Source organism: Enterocloster aldenensis, from assembly GCF_003434055.1.
Lineage (GTDB): Bacteria > Bacillota > Clostridia > Lachnospirales > Lachnospiraceae > Enterocloster > Enterocloster aldenensis.
The window spans coordinates 651,571-670,265 of record NZ_QVEX01000001.1 but is presented as its reverse complement, the minus strand read 5'-3'; the positions used below and the strand labels follow the sequence as shown (position 1 = coordinate 670,265).

14 protein-coding genes are annotated in these 18,695 nt (G+C 52.3%); 7 read left to right on the top strand and 7 right to left on the bottom strand.

Annotated features, from left to right (window positions below; translation table 11 throughout):
• Positions 1 to 155: 155 nt before the first annotated feature.
• Both DWX59_RS03020 and DWX59_RS03015 read right to left on the bottom strand, forming a co-directional pair.
• Entirely contained in the window at positions 156 to 1,457 is a 1,302-nt protein-coding gene (locus tag DWX59_RS03020) for an SLC13 family permease (RefSeq protein ID WP_117556131.1), read from the bottom strand.
• Positions 1,458 to 1,552: 95 nt separating this feature from the next.
• Complete coding sequence (locus tag DWX59_RS03015) at positions 1,553 to 2,896, bottom strand: enolase C-terminal domain-like protein (protein ID WP_117556129.1); 1,344 nt, start codon at positions 2,894 to 2,896, stop codon at positions 1,553 to 1,555.
• Positions 2,897 to 3,049: 153 nt separating this feature from the next.
• On the opposite strand from DWX59_RS03015, the gene DWX59_RS03010 reads away from it, so the two are divergent.
• From DWX59_RS03010 to DWX59_RS03000, 3 genes are all read left to right on the top strand, one after another.
• On the top strand, positions 3,050 to 3,970 hold the full coding sequence (locus DWX59_RS03010; protein WP_117556127.1) for a LysR family transcriptional regulator: 921 nt from the start codon (positions 3,050 to 3,052) through the stop codon (positions 3,968 to 3,970).
• A gap of 142 nt (positions 3,971 to 4,112) precedes the next feature.
• Positions 4,113 to 5,474 carry a branched-chain amino acid transport system II carrier protein gene (gene brnQ, locus DWX59_RS03005; RefSeq protein WP_117556125.1) on the top strand — a complete coding sequence of 454 codons (1,362 nt, stop codon included), beginning with the start codon at positions 4,113 to 4,115 and terminating at the stop codon, positions 5,472 to 5,474.
• A gap of 94 nt (positions 5,475 to 5,568) precedes the next feature.
• Positions 5,569 to 7,359, top strand: coding sequence for a single-stranded-DNA-specific exonuclease RecJ (locus DWX59_RS03000; protein WP_117556123.1), 1,791 nt, complete (start codon positions 5,569 to 5,571; stop codon positions 7,357 to 7,359).
• Between the two features lie 169 nt (positions 7,360 to 7,528).
• Here DWX59_RS03000 and DWX59_RS02995 read toward each other — a convergent pair whose 3' ends face one another.
• The 3 genes from DWX59_RS02995 to DWX59_RS02985 form a co-directional block, all read right to left on the bottom strand.
• Positions 7,529 to 8,077 carry a GDYXXLXY domain-containing protein gene (locus DWX59_RS02995; protein WP_117556121.1) on the bottom strand — a complete coding sequence of 183 codons (549 nt, stop codon included), beginning with the start codon at positions 8,075 to 8,077 and terminating at the stop codon, positions 7,529 to 7,531.
• The gene (locus DWX59_RS02990) at positions 8,058 to 9,320 is read right to left on the bottom strand and encodes a DUF2157 domain-containing protein (protein WP_117556120.1); all 1,263 of its coding nucleotides are present in this window, start codon (positions 9,318 to 9,320) and stop codon (positions 8,058 to 8,060) included. Before DWX59_RS02990 ends, DWX59_RS02995 begins: the two co-directional genes overlap by 20 nt.
• Before the next feature lie 179 nt (positions 9,321 to 9,499).
• The gene (locus tag DWX59_RS02985) at positions 9,500 to 9,841 is read right to left on the bottom strand and encodes a hypothetical protein (RefSeq protein WP_117556118.1); all 342 of its coding nucleotides are present in this window, start codon (positions 9,839 to 9,841) and stop codon (positions 9,500 to 9,502) included.
• 387 nt (positions 9,842 to 10,228) lie between these two features.
• Between DWX59_RS02985 and glyA the strand changes: the two genes are divergently transcribed.
• The 3 genes from glyA to DWX59_RS02970 all read left to right on the top strand — a co-directional run bounded on the left by glyA (position 10,229) and on the right by DWX59_RS02970 (position 14,056).
• Complete coding sequence (gene glyA, locus DWX59_RS02980; RefSeq protein ID WP_117556116.1) at positions 10,229 to 11,476, top strand: serine hydroxymethyltransferase; 1,248 nt, start codon at positions 10,229 to 10,231, stop codon at positions 11,474 to 11,476.
• Between the two features lie 149 nt (positions 11,477 to 11,625).
• Complete coding sequence (locus DWX59_RS02975; RefSeq protein WP_227116415.1) at positions 11,626 to 12,804, top strand: CdaR family transcriptional regulator; 1,179 nt, start codon at positions 11,626 to 11,628, stop codon at positions 12,802 to 12,804.
• A gap of 112 nt (positions 12,805 to 12,916) precedes the next feature.
• Positions 12,917 to 14,056, top strand: coding sequence for a glycerate kinase family protein (locus DWX59_RS02970; protein ID WP_117556114.1), 1,140 nt, complete (start codon positions 12,917 to 12,919; stop codon positions 14,054 to 14,056).
• A gap of 108 nt (positions 14,057 to 14,164) precedes the next feature.
• Here the strand turns inward: DWX59_RS02970 and DWX59_RS02965 are convergent, their stop codons facing one another.
• Together DWX59_RS02965 and DWX59_RS02960 are read right to left on the bottom strand one after the other, a co-directional pair.
• A complete protein-coding gene (locus DWX59_RS02965; RefSeq protein ID WP_117556112.1) occupies positions 14,165 to 15,340 on the bottom strand; it encodes an amidohydrolase family protein in 1,176 nt (391 codons plus the stop codon).
• Positions 15,341 to 15,381: 41 nt separating this feature from the next.
• Positions 15,382 to 16,407 carry a 2-keto-3-deoxygluconate permease gene (locus DWX59_RS02960; RefSeq protein ID WP_117556110.1) on the bottom strand — a complete coding sequence of 342 codons (1,026 nt, stop codon included), beginning with the start codon at positions 16,405 to 16,407 and terminating at the stop codon, positions 15,382 to 15,384.
• Between the two features lie 292 nt (positions 16,408 to 16,699).
• On the opposite strand from DWX59_RS02960, the gene DWX59_RS02955 reads away from it, so the two are divergent.
• Entirely contained in the window at positions 16,700 to 18,607 is a 1,908-nt protein-coding gene (locus DWX59_RS02955; RefSeq protein WP_117556108.1) for a sigma 54-interacting transcriptional regulator, read from the top strand.
• Positions 18,608 to 18,695: the final 88 nt, after the last annotated feature.

Sequence of the window (18,695 nt, the reverse complement as noted above, 5' to 3'; positions counted from 1 at the left end):
TTGCGGGTCTGCGGCATTCTAATATTTCTAGTATGGATAAAACTTCTGACAGTCTAACCCATCCAATAAAATCAAAGCCGGAATCACACAACAATTGGAAGCGCCCGAGCCGGCTGGCCATCCTGCCGGAACAGATTTAATGGATGCAGAAGCCATCACCTAAACACCCCGATACAATACCCAATTACCACCCAAAGCACGGACAGGATCCACAGCGGTACAAATGAGAATTTCACATAATCCGCCAATTCCGTGCCGTCGGCCAGGTCGCAGGCAAGATAAATCTGAGGCTGGGCAACCGGGGAAATCATGGCGCCCATGTTCATGAGGAGTGTAAGCACCACTATTTCATTGGGAATGCCGAATTTGCTGCTTACCCCGGCAACAATGGGGACCAGGGCATACTGCCATATATCGTTGGTGAAAATAAGCATGAGCGGGGTGGAAAACAGCGCAATGATAAGGTAAACCCATGGCCCCATGGTACCGGGGATGATACGGATAAGGAAGTCTACCATGGCATCCATCATTCCGCTTTCAGACAGCACCCCGACCACTACACCGGACAGGAACACGGCACAGGCCGTGGAATACATTTCCTGGGAATATTTCTTTAACAGGCTGCCCTGGAGCTTTAGGTCAGGGTAGTTGACACTGAGGGACACAATCAGGCCGATGGCAAATACAAAGTAGTCCGGGCAGGGGACAACGCTGAGTCCGATAATAAGCAGGACCGTCCAGATCAGGTTGAACCAGAACAGCTTAGGCCGTTTCAGTTCAGAGGCTTGTATCATTGTCTGGGTATCCACATCTGCGCTTACCTTGCCAGCGCCTTTCTTTATCTGTATCCGTGCAAGGATTACGGCAAGGACAATGCAGAGCGCAATGTAAATCAGCATCATGGGAAGCATTTTCATGAAAATATAGTTCTGGGGACTTTCAATTCCTTCTAAGAGCGTGGCCGCTCTTAAGGTCCTGCCGTTCCACGGTGTCACGAACAGTGCGCACATGGTGGCAGAACACAGCAGCAGAAGGACTTTGGGATCAATCTTCAGCTTTTTGTAAAGGGGCAGCATCATGGGAATGGTAACCAGATACGTGGAGGTGACGCTTCCGTCAATTTCCGTAATCAGGGATACCAGCACCGTGATGATGCAGATTACGGTCACGCTGAGTCTGGTGTGCTTTAACAGGAATTCGACCATGATGTCGAACAGTCCTGCTTCCGACATGACGGAGAAATATGGCAGGGAAAAGAAGATGATGAACATCAGGTCCCTGGTTTTTCCCAGGCCGGAATTAATATAGCCGCATATCTCCGGGATACTGGCGCCGATTAAAAAAGCGCCAATGATGGGAATGATTGTAAATGCAAACAAGGTGCTGACTTTCTTTTTTAAGAGCAGCGTGGTGATTAATATCATCATCGCGAAGCCTATAATTGCGGTATAACTCATGTTTCATTATCCTCCCGATATTTGTTTTTGCCGCAGGCACAGTCTGCTGTCAGGCGCTGCCTGCCCCATGCCGGGGCAGTATGCCTGTTTCATGCCTATCTTACAAGGCAGGGCTTTTTGGAATCGTATTTCCATCCTGGTATCAGGTACTGCATGGCCATTGCGTCATCCCTGTCATGGTTCGGCATGGAATGATAGAGCCGGTTTGCCTCCATCACCTTCTCCATATCCAGGGTAACGCCCAGACCCGGGCGGTCAGGAACCTCCAGATAACCGTCCCGGATAGCAGGCGTATCCTTTAACAGGTTCTGCCCGTCCTGCCAGATCCAGTGGGTGTCCAGCGCGGTTGGGGAACCGGGAGCGGCGGCTGCCACATGGGCAAAGGTGGTAAGGGTTATGTCAAAATGGTTGTTGGAATGGCTGCCCCAGGTAAGTCCCCAGTCATTTAACAGCGCCGCCATGCGAAGACTTCCATCAAGTCCCCAGAAATGCGGGTCTGCCAGCACGATGTCCACTGATTTTAATGCGGCTGCATGGTAAAACTGCCTCCAGTTGGTGGCAATCATATTAGTGGCAACCGGAATATGGGTTGCATTTTTAAATTCAGCCATAATCTCACGGCTGGAGAATCCTGCCTCAGGTCCGCAGGGGTCCTCCACATAGGACAGGATATGGCCCATGCCCCGGCACAGGCCGATGGCCTCTGTAAGGCCCCAGGCCCCGTTAGGGTCTATATTGATGCGTCCGTTTGGGAAGTGTTTCTTTAAGGCGCGTATGGTTTCCATCTCATATTCGCCGGAGAATACGCCGCCTTTCAGTTTGAAGTTGCGGAAACCATATTTTTCCTGAAGGCAGCAGGCCTGCTCCACAATCTGTTCATGGCTGGTCATTTCCCTGCGTCTCATCCGGAACCAGGAATCGCTGCTGTGGGATTCATCTATGTAAGGAAGGTCGGTTTTGCCTTTATCTGAGACGTAGAACAGGTATCCCAGCACTTCTACCTGGCTGCGCTGCTTTCCTTCAGCCAGAAGTTCACACACAGGAACCCCCAGATGCTGTCCAAGCAGGTCTAACAGCGCGCATTCAATGGCCCATTCTGCCTGTACCACGAACTTGAGCTTACTGATGTCCAGGGTCTGTATCCCTTCCCCGTCATCACCAGGCGCTTTCCTGCCGCCCCGGTGGATGGTTCCAAGAATGGAGCGGTATTTACCGACTTCCTGCCCGATGACCAGGGGGATGTAACTGGTCAGGCATTCACAGGTGTATTCCCCGCCATGTATTTCTCCAATACCCGTATGGCCGGAGTTGTCCTTTAGGATTACGATATTTCTCGTGAAATAGGGTGCGTGTGCCCCGCTTAAGGTCATTTCCATACTGTCATATCCAGCCACGGGAATGACTTTCATGTCTGTGATGACCGGCGTATTATTTAACATATCATCTGCTCCTTTTCTTGAAACTCTTGTTTTTCTGACGGTTTTCATTATAATACAGTTAGGAGAAACAGGCCAATATGTAAAAATAATGGGCGCAATCACATTTGCTTATCGTGAATATATCCAATCATACATGTGTGGGAGGGATTTACATTGGATACAAAATATCTGAAATATGTGCTGACAATTGCCAGGAAAAAGAATATGACAAAGGCGGCGGAAGAACTTTATGTATCCCAGTCCTCCCTGAGCCAGTACCTGTCCAGGCTGGAGCAGGAGATTGGTGTCCCGCTTTTCATACGGGCCAAGGGGGAGCTGCTTCTGACACCGGCAGGGGAGCTGTATGTGGAGGCTGCCAGGAAGGTAATCCAGATCCAGAAGGACCTTTACCATAACATCCGGGGGCTGAATCATAAAGGCCATATCACCATTGGGGTGACTTCCCAGTTCGGCCTGAGGATGCTGACGGAAATCATACCTGCCTATAAGAAGGTGTTTCCCCAGGTTACCATTGAGATTACGGAATCCAATGTGCCCACGCTTACAAGGATGATCCTGGAGGAAGGCATTGACTGTGCGGTCATGGCGCTGAACTGCGCGGATGCATTTGCAGAGGAACAGGTATCCCTTCTTCGGAAGGAAGAGGTGCTTTTTGCAGTGCCTGCGGCCCATGGTTACTGCCTGCGTAACCGGACCGGAATCATGACCAGGGAAGAACTGATCCATGAATTTAAGGATGAGAATTTCATGCTGTCTAAGAAAGGATCTACCCTGAGGGAACTGGCTGACAGGATATTTGCATCCGCCGGCTTCCAGCCAAGTACCATGTGCGAGACTAACAGTATCATTGCCACCAGGGCCATGGTGGCAAAAGGGATAGGTGTCACGTTCATTGCCAGGTCCTGCGTCAGTGACAGGGAAAATGTTGCCTATTATTCCCTGAATCCCCGGATGTACCGTTACAATGCCCTGGTGCGCAGGAAGAACCTGATTCAGAATGAGCCGGAGAGAGCGCTGTTCCAGCACATACGCGGATATTTTGAACGGCAGGATGAAGACGGACCGGCAGACTGAGCCGTGTGTGCGGGTGTGTGCAAGGGCGCGGTGTTGGTGTTGAAACATGTCCTGTTTTGTGGTATCATAGGAAAAGGAAGAGATAAGAGAAATCGGGGGATAGGCTCTTATCTCTTATTTTGTATTGAGCGGGGACGTACATATGAGACAGAAATTATCAAAGCACAATCTGCTGCTTGTTGGATTTACATTATTTTCCATGTTTTTTGGCGCGGGGAATCTGATTTTCCCGCCTTTTCTTGGGGCACAGGCAGGCAGCCTTACATGGCATGCAATGGGGGGCTTCCTTATGAGCGCGGTGGGGCTTCCTGTATTAGGCGTGGCAGCGGTTGCGCTTTCCGGCGGGCTTCCCAGCCTGGCAAAGAAGGTCCATCCTGTTTTTGCGTTCGTGTTCACGCTGCTGATTTACCTGTCCATCGGCCCCTGTCTGGCCATTCCAAGGACAGCCAGCACCTCCTTTGAGATGACGGTGCTTCCTGTCCTGACCGGCATGAAGCTTGAGATGGGCCAATTGGCGGGAGGGACAGGCTTTACCCTTCAGACAGCTGCGCAGTTCGGATATTCAGCCCTGTTCTTTATGGCAGCCATGGCGGTGGCCTTCCGGCCTGACAAGCTTACAGACCGTTTGGGGAAGGTGCTCTGCCCTGCTCTCTTAATATTGATTGGGGTGATTTTTACCGGGTGCCTGGTATGGCCCATGGGACCATATGGGGCGCCTGAGGCGGTTTACAGCGCAGGGCCGGTGGTAAAGGGCTTCCTGGAAGGATACCAGACCATGGATACCATTGCCGCCCTTAACTTCGGCATTATCATTGCCATCAATATCCGGGCCAAGGGCGTGGAACAGGAGGGAGCGGTTGTCAGGGAAACCGTGAAGGCGGGAGTGATTGCAGGCATCCTTCTGGCCCTGATATACGGGACCCTGGCCCACATCGGGGCACCTGCGGGCGCGGTTGCGGCGGATACAAAGAACGGCGCAAGGATACTTACCTATGTGGCAGGCAGCCTGTTTGGAAAAGCAGGAATGATGATCCTGGGAGTCATCTTCCTTATTGCGTGCTTTAATACATGCGTGGGGCTGTTAAGCTGCTGCAGCCAGTATTTTACCACAATCATCCCGGTGATTGGCTATAAGGCGTGGGTGTTTGTGTTTGCAGCCGTCAGCCTGGTGATATCCAGTGCAGGGCTTAACAGGATACTGACCGTATCGGAGCCAGTGCTGAACGCCATATATCCGGTGGCAATCGTGCTGATTGTGCTGGCATTTTTAGGTCCGCTGACCAGGAGATGGCCTGCCATGTTCCCGTGCAGCATCCTGCTGACAGGGATTGTAAGTGTGGTGTATGCCCTGGAACAGAGTAAGGTTACCATACCTTTCCTAAGCCAGGCCACCACATACCTTCCGGGATATGGGGCCGGCCTGGGATGGGTTGTGCCGGCTTTGGCAGGGATGGCGGCGGGAATTGTTGTCTCCTCCGTGCGGGAGGAGGAAAATGAGCCGTAGGGGTATGGTTGATGGGAGTACGGCTGATATGGAATGGCAGATAGAGTTGTGACCGACAGAGACGTGATTGATATAGAAAAGGACAGGATAGGACATGGCACAGACGAAATGGATGCTTCACGCGAAAAAGGCAGATTTTAATAAGATTGCAGAGAGATATGGGATTAGTCCGGTAACGGCCAGGATAATCCGCAACCGTGGGATTGAGGGGATGGAGGAAATTGGGCATTACCTGCATGGCTCCGTAAAGGACCTTCATGACCCGCGCCTTCTGCCGGACATGGAGAAGGCGGTTGGAATCCTGCGCGGCAAGGTGCGGGAAGGAAAACCAATCCGCATTGTGGGGGATTATGATATTGACGGGGTCTGCTCCACCTATCTGCTTTACCGGGCGCTGAAACGGGTTGGGGCCAATGTGGATTTTGAGATCCCTGACAGGATTAAGGATGGGTATGGAATCAATGAAATGATCATTGAGGCAGCGGCAGGGGATGGGATTGATACCATACTTACGTGTGATAACGGGATTGCAGCAATCAGCCAGATTGCCAGGGCCAAGGAACTGGGGATGACCGTGGTGGTCACGGACCATCATGATATATTGGTGGAGGAAAGCCAGGACAGCTGCGCGGGAAAGGATGCAGATGGCAGGGATGGGAGCCATGGGGATGCAGAGGACTCCTGTCAGGGAACAGAGGTGCTTCCGCCAGCGGACGCCATTGTGAATCCCAAGATGAGGGGCTGCCGGTATCCATTTCCCGGTATATGCGGCGGCATGGTGGCCTACAAGCTGGTGCAGGTGCTGTTTGAGGAATGCGGCGTACCTATGGAGGAATGGCTGGATATGCTTGAGATTGCGGCCATTGCAACGGTAGGGGATGTGATGAAGCTTCAGGGCGAGAACCGCATCATTGTGAAAGAAGGTCTTTGCCGCCTGGGCCATACATCCAATCTTGGTCTGCGTAAGCTTATAGAGAAAAATAACCTGGCAGCGGACTCCATTACGGCCTACCATATCGGCTTTGTCATCGGACCCTGCCTCAATGCCAGCGGACGGCTTCAGACCGCCAAGCTGGCTCTGGGGCTTCTGCTCTGTGAGGATGAGGCGGAGGCGGACCGCATGGCCCAGGAACTTAAGGAGCTTAACGACCAGAGGAAGGATATGACCCAGGCCGGCATTGACGATGCGGCGGCCATGGTGGATGAACTGTACCAGGATGACAAGGTGCTGGTGGTGTTCCTGCCGGACTGTCATGAATCCCTGGCAGGAATCGTGGCAGGGCGGCTGAGGGAACGGTATGGCAAGCCCTCCTTTGTCCTGACACGTGCGGAAGGCTGCGCCAAAGGTTCAGGGCGATCCATTGAGGCCTACCACATGTTCCATGCCCTGGTGGAGGTTAAGGACCTGCTTCTTAAGTTCGGAGGCCACCCCATGGCGGCAGGATTTTCCCTGAGAGAGGAAGATGTGGATGAATTCCGGCGGCGTCTGAATGAAAATGCCAGGGAGCGTCTGACAGAGGAGGATTTCATCCCCCGGGTCTGGATTGATGTGGCCATGCCTTTTGAGTATATATCAGAATCCTTTGTAAAGGAACTGGAACTGCTGGAACCCTACGGACAGGGCAATGAGAAACCGCAGTTCGCACAGAAGGATATGGTGATACGGAGCGCCAGCGTCATGGGCAGGAACCGGAATGTGGTGCGCCTGAGCCTGGTCAATGAACGCGGTGTTTCCATGAATGGGGTGGTATTTACAGAAGGCGACCTGTTCATGGAGGAAAAAGGAAACAGCAGGGTCATGGATATCATCTATTATCCTGGGGTAAATGAATATAATGGGAACAGGAATCTTCAGATAGTGGTGAAGGACTGGAAGTTCCATTGAGATGTAAGCCATGAAGGCCCTGTGTATCATGGAAAATCCTGTAATTATGGACATTGACGGGAAGCAGACCGCGCTAAAGACATGCGGCATTGGAACGCCTGGCCGGAAATGAAGGGAGGGACATGAGGAGGGAACTGCCGGTAACGAAGGATCATGAACCGGCACATCCTCAATAAGCCTGCCCGTCAACCGTAAGGCCGTCCACCACATACATGCCGCGCCATATCTTAAGCCTGAGAAGGATATTACTGTCCCTGGTAATGGACTGTTCCAGTGCATCGGCATGTCTTTCATTCAGGTAATACTGCTCAATCCTTGGCTGGATGCTGATTTGTGCCCCATCTTCGTAAATCCGCAGATATTGGGAGGAACATCTGATATAGGGGGTATTGCTGTCCGGACAATCCAGGGATGCATAGGAAAAGCCCGATATACCGCTGTCCGGGTCCGTATCCAGGACCACATATACAGGTATGGTGCTTTGGCGTCTGTTTTCGTAGCGTTCAATGGAACCAGGTTCCAGCGTGACCCTGCTGTCCGGGCTGCTGAGCCGGAGGTAGCGGCCCCGCAGGGCGTCATAGGGGTCATAACCGGCCATTTCCAGGGTCACGGTCCTCCCTCTGCCGGATACCGCGCAGACCATGGCAATGACAGCCAGCAGCATCAGAAGCTGCAATGCAAATACAATCAGAATCATCTTATTGCGGTGTATTTTCATGTACATTCCCTCCTTTCAGCTTTAAGGTCATCCTGTAGTTCACGGCAAGGAATGCCAGGCCCGCTGTCAGGAAGACGATTCCTTTCACCAGCAGCTGATAATTGCCAAAGGATACCCTTAATACGATATACAGTATGATGGCGGCCGTGTAACGGCGTACAGAGGCCAGACTGGCGGATTTTATCCCGTACAGCAGCTTATACAGGCTGAATGCAATGAAGAAGAGGTTGACAAGGATTTCATATGCAGGAGGATACACGCGGATGTCTGTCCACTGGGCAATAACCACATCGGCTGCCAGCAGCCCGCATAGGATGGCGGACAGCAGAAGGTCCAGCCGCTCCTTCCCGGCCTTTTTCGTATCATAGATATACATCCGGATTAAGACCCCTGCCAGAAGCGCCAATAAGAGGAACTGGGGCAGCCGGTCTGAATACGGGGCTGGGCCCGCGTAACCAAAGAAATCCGCAAAATAGTTGAAGGACAGGTAGAAAACAGCCTTTGTAAACAGCATGATATATAACAGCCGTCCTGCCAGCACCGGATAAAGGGCCGGCCGTTCAATGGTCATGTTAATCAGAAGCACAAGGATACAGGCGTAAAAGGCGCCATAGGGCACATACAGGATTGCCAGATACAGCATCCAGATAAAAAAGCATAGGGACAGCAGACGGCAGGTCCTGCCTTTCCTGACACATTTTATATAATAGGGGAGCAGGAGGAGGGCCAGGAGCATATAGTCGCTGTTCCATCCGGTCCAGCAGATTCCACCCATATATAAGAGGGCCAGATAGTATCCGTCCAGAAGGTACACTGCTGGCAGCATGAGCACAAAACCGGTGAGCAGCATGGACTGGAGGCTGTAGGAAATCTGGTAGGCCTGGTATATCAGCCCCAGTGCGGATAAGAAGGCAATGCCAAGGGCCAAGGTCAGGGATTGGATCCACACATCAGATGCCTGGGCGCGGATTTTCAGGAAAAGGAGACCCTGGACACCCAACAGGGGAAGGAATGCAATGAAAGCCTTCATCTCCCTGGAAAACATGGACCAGTTATAGGCAAACATGGATATGACTCCTGCACCTATGAAGACCACGCCTATGAGGGCGAATATCAGAAAGGCGTTGGTGTGTTCCTTCCTGGATATCATGTATTCATCCTGGATGCGTTCCAGCTGGGCCTGTTCCAGATAGCCAAGTTTTGTAAGCTGTTTTAGTTCATTGTAAAGTTCATTGGAATTCATTGGGCATCCCCCTTTCTGTTATAATGATTATAGCTGGTTTTGGGGGGATGGGATAGATGTTGATTGTCATGGATGGGATGACATTTGTCACGATTTTGGATAGGTAATCCGGGAGGAGAAGGGATAATAAAAGGCCGGGGCAGATTAAGCCCCGGCCTTTACCATTTACCTGGTACTGATTATTCAGCAGCCTCGGTTGTCTCCTCTACAGGAGCAGCGGCAGCATCAGCAGCCTCTGTGGATTCTTCCTCGGAAGCCTCTGCATCCTTGGATTCCTCTGCGTCAGCAGCCTCTTCTGTAGAAGCCTCTGCGTCAGCTTCCTCGCTTGTTTCCTCAGCAACCGTGGTCTCTTCCTCAGAAGCCTCTGCTGTGGTGGTCTCTTCCTCTGTTGCAGCTACAGTAGTCTCTACGGTTGTGGTGGTCTCTGCCTTGTTGTCAGAACCGCCGCAAGCTGTTATGCCTGCTGCTACCATTGCTGCTGCCATGATGGCTGTCATGGATTTTACGATAGATCTTTTCATAATAGTTCTCCTCTCCTTTTGAAAACCTCCCGATGAGGTTTTCCATAAAACGTAAATTTCTGGAACGAGATTGATAATAGACTATAATTGTGACCAAATTGTGTCCAAAATATAAAGAAAGTACTATATTTATTACGAAATTATTAAGAAGGCAGGCGGGGAGTTGTCAGTCTTTTGCCTGAAAAAGCCCGAAAACAAAGGGGTATGTGAAAAAATTAAGAACAATTTATATTTTTTCCCCAGAATAAAAAAATAACAGGATTTTAACGCAGGCTTTAACGGGGCGCTGTTTCTTCAATGTCTTGCTTTTTACCTCCATATAGGTTATAATCAGCACCAAAAGGCTGTCACGTTAATAGGTTAAAACGAAAGGAAGAGGTAAGACCAATGGTTAATGAAGTAATGGATTTTATCACCGGGTATGACAAGGAAGTGGGCGAAGCCATCCAGGCCGAGTGCGCGCGTCAGAGACGCAACCTGGAGCTGATTGCATCTGAGAATATCGTATCTGAGCCGGTCATGATGGCAATGGGCACCGTACTTACCAATAAGTATGCGGAAGGATATTCAGGAAAGCGTTATTACGGCGGATGCCAGTGCGTGGACGTGGTGGAGACCATGGCCATTGAGCGCGCCAAGAAGCTGTTCGGCTGTGATTATGCCAATGTGCAGCCGCATTCAGGCGCCCAGGCCAATATGGCTGTGTTCGTGGCCATGTTAAAGCCGGGGGACACCGTGATGGGCATGAACCTGGACCATGGCGGCCATCTGACACACGGAAGCCCAGTTAACTTTTCCGGCCTTTACTTCAATATCGTGCCTTACGGCGTCAATGACGAAGGATACATCGATTATGACGAATTAGAGAGGATTGCCAAAGAGGCGAAACCAAAGCTCATTGTGGCAGGCGCCAGCGCATATGCCAGGACCATTGATTTTAAGAGATTCCGTGAGATAGCTGACCAGGTAGGCGCGTACCTCATGGTAGACATGGCGCACATTGCAGGGCTGGTTGCAGCGGGCGAGCACCCAAGCCCCATCCCCTATGCGGATGTTGTGACCACGACCACCCACAAGACCCTGAGGGGGCCAAGGGGCGGCATGATCCTGGCCAACAAGGAGGCTGCTGAGAAGTTCAATTTCAACAAGGCCATATTCCCGGGAACCCAGGGCGGTCCCTTAGAGCATGTAATTGCAGGTAAGGCCATCTGCTTTGGGGAGGCCCTTAAGCCTGAGTTTAAGGAATACCAGCACCAGGTGGTACTGAATGCAAAGGCGCTGGCAAAAGCTCTTTTGGAGCAGGGCTTTAAGCTGCTTACCGGAGGCACGGACAACCATCTGATGTTAGTTGACCTTCGGGGCATGGACGTGTCCGGCAAGGAACTGCAGAACCGCTGTGACGAGGTATTCATCACACTGAACAAGAACACGGTTCCGGGTGACCCCAGAAGCCCCTTTGTCACATCCGGCGTGCGTATCGGGACACCGGCCATCACCACCAGGGGCCTGAAGGAAGAGGATATGCCTAAGATTGCAGAGTGCATCTGGCTGGCAGCCACGGATTTTGAGAACCAGGCTGATTATATCAAGGGCGAGGTTACCAAGCTCTGCGACAAGTATCCGATTTATAAATAATAAAGATTCCTAAAACACATTCACAGATACAAATGGATAAAAGGCTGCGCCTGGAAGTATTCGGGGGCAGCCATTTTGACAAGTAAGATACGGTATAAGGTATGGGATATGGCGGAGAAACGGATTCCACCATGTCCGGGGGCAGGCGTATGGAACAATATGAATTGGAAATGGAGAGCGGGCTTAAGCTCTCAAGACAGGGAGCCCAGTCCATTGTGGAGGAAGTAGGGGCCGTGGTGGGACAGAACATCAACATGATGGACCGCAGGGGATATGTGATTGCCAGCACGGATGAGACCAGGATCGGCAGCCTCCATGAAGGCGCCAGGAAATTGATTGAGGAACATCTGCCGGAACTGTATGTGGAGGTTGGGCACGCCACGCCCACGTCCCGGCCGGGCCTGAACCTGCCCATTACCCATGCCGGGAGCATTGTGGGCGTCATCGGGATCACAGGCCTGTACGGCGAGGTGGTGGGTTATGGCCAGGTTGTGAAGAAGATGGTGGAAATCCTGATACGGGAAAATGCAGAACAGGATGAGCGCCGTATGGGGCAGCGGGTCTTAAACCGGTTCCTGGAAGACTGGGTGATTGGAAACGGACTGATGCAGCCAGGGATTTTGGAGGAGCGGGGGTTTGCCCTTGGCATTGACATTGCAGTGCCCAGGCGCATCATGGTTGCCAGCGCCAGGGAGCTGGAGGAATATGCATCCACTGCCTCAGGGCAGAAGCTGCTGGAGCAGGTGGAGCGTGAGGCCGCCGCCCTTGCGGGCAGGGGCAGCCTTGTGCTCAGAAGCGGCGGCAGGCAGATCATCCTGGTGAAGAAATGTCCGGACCGCCAGATGGAACAGCTGGCCGGGCGTATCCGCACGGCAGTCCTTAAGAAGTTCAATATCCGCATGGTGGTGGGGATTGACGGAAGGGCGGAGGACATCCACGCAGCCTATGGCCAGGCCAATCAGGCATGGCGCTCCGCAGGCCTGGCCAAAAAGGACATCCTTGCATATGACAGCGTTACCCTGGAACTGTTTACACAGGACCTGGGGGATGGCGTGAAGGCTGAGTATATACGGAAGTTATTCAAAAAATGCGGTTATGAGGAGCTGTGCCAGTGGATGGGGCTTCTGGAAGCGTATTTCCAGTCGGAAGGTTCCCTTAAGGCTGCGTCGGAAATACTCCATATACACAAGAACACGCTGACCTACAGGCTGAAGCGGCTGGAGGAGCTGACCGGGTATGATGTGCGGCTTGTGAGCCAGTCAACTGTATTTTATATGGCAATGCTGTTTTTCCGGGATGTGAAGGACGGGATGGAAGAGGTGCTATAGAATATAAAAAATGCAGAATGATTGTTCTGCGGAACATTGACGCCGGGGGCCGCGGCAGCTAAAATAGTAGATAAGGAAACGGTTTAACCTACTACTATTTAGGAGGCGTGACATGAAATTTTTATTTGCATCTGATTCATTTAAGGGAACCTTATCATCGGAACGCATCACGGCCCTGCTGGAGGAATCCGCCGGACGTATCTTTCCTGGCTGTGAGACAGCCGGGGTACCGGTGGCTGACGGGGGGGAGGGAACCATTGACGCGGTCATCTCGGCCCTGAACGGGACATACCGCAGGCTTATGGTCCACGGACCCCTGATGGAGGAATGCAGGTCTTTTTACGGGGAATTCGAGGGAGACAGCGCCATTATCGAGATGGCTGCGGCCTCAGGCCTTCCCATGGTTCCGGCAGAAAAACGCAATCCCCTTAACACATCTACCTACGGCACAGGGGAACTGATTAAGGACGCCCTGGACAGGGGATACAGGAAGATATCCATTGCCATTGGGGGAAGCGCCACCAATGACGGCGGCATGGGGGCCATGCGCGCCCTTGGGGTGCGGTTCCTGGATGCCCAGGGCCATGAGCTGGAGGGTAAGGGCGAAGACCTGACAAAGGTGGCGGATATCGATGTGGGCGGTCTCCATCCGGCCGTGTCCCAGGCCAGGTTCACGGTTATGTGTGATGTGACGAATCCTCTTACCGGACCGGACGGGGCCACCTTTACCTTTGGCAAGCAGAAAGGCGGCACGCCCGAAATCCTGGATATCCTGGAAGGCGGCATGATCCGGTATGCTGCTTTGATTAAGGAAAAGCTGGGCGTGGATGTGGATAAGATTCCTGGTTCAGGCGCTGCCGGTGGATTGGGGGCAGCCTTCTGCGTGTTCCTGAAAGCCACCCTGAAGTCCGGTATTGATACCGTGCTGGACCTGGTGCATTTTAATGAACTGTTAGAGGGCGTGGACCTGGTGGTGACCGGGGAAGGCAGGATGGACTGGCAGTCCGCCTTTGGAAAGGTGCCCAGCGGAATCGGACAGCGGTGTAAGGAACGCGGGATACCCGTGGTGGCAATTGTGGGCGGCATGGGCATGAAGGCAGAAACCATCTTTGATTACGGCGTGGACAGTATCATGACCACCATCAACGGCGCCATGGAACTGGAAGAAGCCCTTGAGCGGTCCGAAGAGCTGTATGCGGGCGCTGCTGACCGGATGTTCCGGATCTTAAAGGCCGGGATGGGGCTTCGGTAAGGTCTGGTGTTGGTTTGACGGGGATGTGTTTGTAAGGAAAAAAGGCTATAAGTCACCGGATGATGGTGCTTATAGCCTTTTTTGCATTATGGATACAGCGGTACCAAATCACATCTGCTTAAAGACAATTCCCTCCTTCATCACAAATCCAACCTGTGACAGGCAGGAGACGTTCTCCAAAGGATTGCCGTTTACAGCAATGATATCCGCATCCATGCCAGAGGACAGGTGCCCAAGCCTATGGCCCAGCCCGCAGACATCAGCGGCATGGGAAGTGACTCCCTGCAGGGCTGTCACCGTATCAGCGCCCAGTTCCACTGCGTACCCCACTTCCCGGTAAAGATACCCATGGTAGGCATCCGTGCCAAGGACAAAGGGGAGGCCGGCACGGATGATGCGGGCAGCATTTTCCCGTACGCGTGGGCGGTTGCGCCGGATTTTTTCTGCATTGCCAGGGGACAGGAATGCCTCGCGGCTGGAATCCAGGAAAATGCCGGAGGTCAGATCCACCACACAGTCAGAAGCAGCCAGCCATTCCACGTCCTGTTCCGTGGCCATATACATATGCTCAATCACCTTTACCCCTCCGTCAATACAGTCTTTAAGACCCTGTCCGCCAATACAGTGTGCGGCCACAGGGACTCCCAGCCGCGCCCCCTCGCTGGCGGCCATGGATATTTCCTCCAGGCTTAAGAAACTGGGGACAAAGGATGAGGTGGGGTCAGGGACTCCGGGGGTTACAAAAAGTTTCAGGAGGTCAACGCCCCTTTTCAGGTTCTGCCGGCAGGTGTTCCTGATTTCCTCTGTTCCGCAGTGAGGGCTTCCGATGTATCCTGCGCCATGGCTTCCCTTCATGCCCGTGCCTGCGGCCAGAAGCCTGGGGCCTGTGGCCTTGCCGTCCTCAATCAGCTTTTTCATGGTTGTATCAATGTAATATTTATCGCCCATGCACCTGGCTGTGGTGACGCCGCTTAGCAGGTCTTCCTCAAGCCCTTTTAGGGCCAGGATGGTGAGCTGGCATTCATTGCTCCATGCCAGCAGTTCCAGGTGCTCCGGCAATGTGGCGTCAATACAGAGATGGTTGTGGCATTCTATCATGCCCGGCATCAGGGTCTGGCCGGGGAAGGACAGTTCACAGGCATCCGCAATGGGGAAGTCCGCCAGGGCATGCTGAGGCAGTATATCCAGGATGCGGCCATTTTCAATCACAATTGATCCTTTCTCCATGGGAGCCAGTTCCCTTCCATGCAGGATTAAATCAGCTTTTAATATAATGCGTTCCATTTGTTTTCATTACCTCCGTCTGTCATTATCCCAAGCGCGCGTTAAGGCTGCCGGGAAACATTGGGGCCTGCTTCTGCCGGCATGGCCCCTGATTCCATGGCAGGGACCGCCTCTGTGATTCCATGGGATTCATTCCATTTTTTTGACACCTTGGCCAGCCAGGATACCATGAGCGGGCAGAGCACGGCTGTGATGACCACGGCAGCGGCTGTCTGGGCAGTGGCTGTCTCTACCTGGGGCTGGAAGGAGGGGTCAGCCATTGCCACGGCCGTGGGGGTGGTGGTGGCTACGCCGGCCGTGGTTCCGATGGCCGCGCCCATGGGGTCTGCCTTCCTGCGCAGCGCGCTGTAGAGGAAAAAGGAAAGCAGGCCGGTGGCCAGGACTGTTAACAGGCCCAGCACGATGCCGGAGATGCCTGCGCTTAAGATGTTGCCGAAATTCATGCCTGCCCCAAGGGCAAAACCGTTAAAGGGAGGAAGGAGGATCATACCTGTAGCCAGTATTTTTCTCCATTCATGGTCCAGGTTGCCTATGATGAATCCGATTATCATGGGGATGATGCTTGCAATGATGTCCGTGACCGGGAAATTCCCCATTCCGGCGGCGCCCAGTGCAATCATGGTGAAGAAGGGTCCGTCATTAAGTGCCAGGATGGAGGTGGCCCCGACATCGGTCTCATCGCCGTATTCCCCGGCCAGGGTTGCATAGATGACGCCGTTGGAGTTGGTTACGGCACCGATAACAGCCAGAGGCGCCAGGCCGAGGAAACCAGCTTCCCCAAACAGGGCATTTAATAAAATCCCCAAACCAAAGCCGATGAGAAATTTAAGCGCGGTGAGCACAACACCCTTCCATACAGTGGCCCCGGCCATCTTCACGTCAATGGTAGCGCCGCTGCAGAACAGGAACAGGCCGATTAAAGTGGGCACGCCGTTCTTAAACAGGCCGGTGGTAAAGCCTCCAATGGCAAGGGCATCCGGGAAACATGTATTCATGGTACATCCAAGCAGCAGGGGGATTACCATAACACCTGCGGGAAAACGTTTCATAGTTGCCAGTAATCTCATAATCGAATCTCCTTTGTTTTTTTCTCGAACCATTGCAATGTTTTCTGCCAGATTATAAAAGCAAGCCCCATGCCAAATCGCCGGATGGAAAAAACCAATCCGGTTTTTTGTGATAATTACATGAAAATTAATAGGGAAAATCAGTAGGTATGCATAAAAAAATCCGCCTGTTAAAAGAGATGATGCAAACGTGCCGATTTGGAATGATTGCATTTTTACAATATATGCAACTTTTTAATTCCATTAATGCAATCGATAGGATAGAATAAATGAAAATGCCAGGAGGAGTGTTATGGTTAAACTTGTATTTTTTGCGCCATATCCCAATATACTGCCGGTCATACAGCGGGTTATAAGCGAACGGCCGGAATCAAAGGACATCCAATACCAGGTGGTGCAGGATTATTACAATAATAAGCTGGAGCATGTAGATGGGGATGTAATCATTGCCAGGGGATTCACGGCCCATACCCTGAAACGGAGGAAAATTCCGTGTGTGGAACTTAAAACCACTGGCTATGATGTGCTGGCCGCGGTTAAGACGTGCCTGAATCAGTGGGATGTAAAGAGGATTGCGGTGGTGGGCGCCTTTAACATGGTCTATGGGGCAGAGCAGGTGAACCAGGTATACCCGGGCCTGAGGGTAAGCTGCTATGCGGAAGACGATGAGATAATGCTCAAGACCGCTGTCCTGCGGGCAAAGGAGGACGGAAACCAGGTCATTGTAGGGGGATATTCGACGGTAGAGCTTGCAAAGCAGTGCGATGTCCCGGCCGTCATGATACGTTCCGGCCGGGAGGCGGTGAACCAGGCCATCACGGAAGCCCTGGCATTGGCTGCGGTTACGGTGTATGAGCGGGAGAAACGGGATGAGATAGCCAGTATCATGAACTATTCTTTTCAGGGAATCATCTCGGTAAACAGGAAGGGGATGATCACCCTTGCCAACAGCTGCTGCTATTCCTACATGAAAGAACGCAAGGAGCCGCTGACAGGAGCTGATATAAGGGAGGTATTTCCCGGCATCAGGATTGAGGAGGTCATCCATCAGAAGAAAAAGATACTCTCGGAAGTCTGTGACTGTTCAGGCCGCCCGGTTATGGTGAACTGTGTTCCCGTTTCAGGCGAGTCCCAGGACTTTGGGGCGGTCATCACCTTCCAGGGGACGGAACAGATTCAGGCGGAGGAGGGGAAACTGCGAAAACGGATATACTCCACAGGATTTACGGCTAAGTATGATTTTACACATATCTTATATAAAAGCTCTGTGATGGAAAAACTGATTCAAACAGCTGAAAAATACAGCTATGCTGATTCCAATATACTGATCCACGGGGAGACAGGCACCGGCAAGGAGCTGTTTGCACAGAGCATCCACAACTCCAGCCCCAGGCGCAAGTACCCTTTTGTAGCCATTAACTGTGCGGCCCTTCCTGAGAATCTGCTGGAGAGCGAGCTGTTCGGCTATGTGGAAGGTGCGTTTACAGGGGCAGCCAGGGGCGGGAAGATGGGGTTTTTCGAGATTGCCCACAGGGGGACTATTTTCCTGGATGAAATTGGTGACATTTCCCCAAAGCTTCAGAGCCGCCTCTTACGGGTGCTTCAGGAAAGGGAAATCGTCCGTCTGGGAAATGACACGGTGATCCCCATTGATGTAAGGGTCATCTGCGCCACCAACAGGAATCTAAGACAGGAGGTGGAACAGGGGAATTTCCGCAGGGACCTTTTGTACCGTCTGGATGTGCTGGAGCTTCATATACCGCCTCTTAGGGAGAGGAGACAGGACATACCTTATCTGGTCAGGAAGATGACGGGATTTGAGCATGAGCGGACCGGATGCATGCTGGAGAAGATATCAGAAGAGGGCATGGAACTGCTCAAGCGTCATGACTGGCCGGGAAATGTGCGTGAGATACGCAATTTCTGCGAGCGCATCTGCATTCTCTGTGAGCAGCCTGTGGCAGGGGACGTGGAGGTAAGACAGGCGCTTCCCGGCATACCCGTAAAAGAGAACGCGGCAGGCATGATGCATAAGGACACCGGCCTTGCGGGTGCTGAGCGCCAAGCACTGGTTGAGGCGCTGGAGCGGTTTGGCTATAACCGTGCCAGGACAGCGGCCTATCTGGAGATTGATAAAAGTACTCTGTGGAGGAAAATGAAAAAGTATAATCTGCTGGATGAAACAAAACGTAACAAATAAACAGAATGAAACATTTTGGAAACAAAAGTATGGGATGAAACGCTGAAACAAAAAAATAACTTATGGATTCAGGTTTCAATCCATGAAA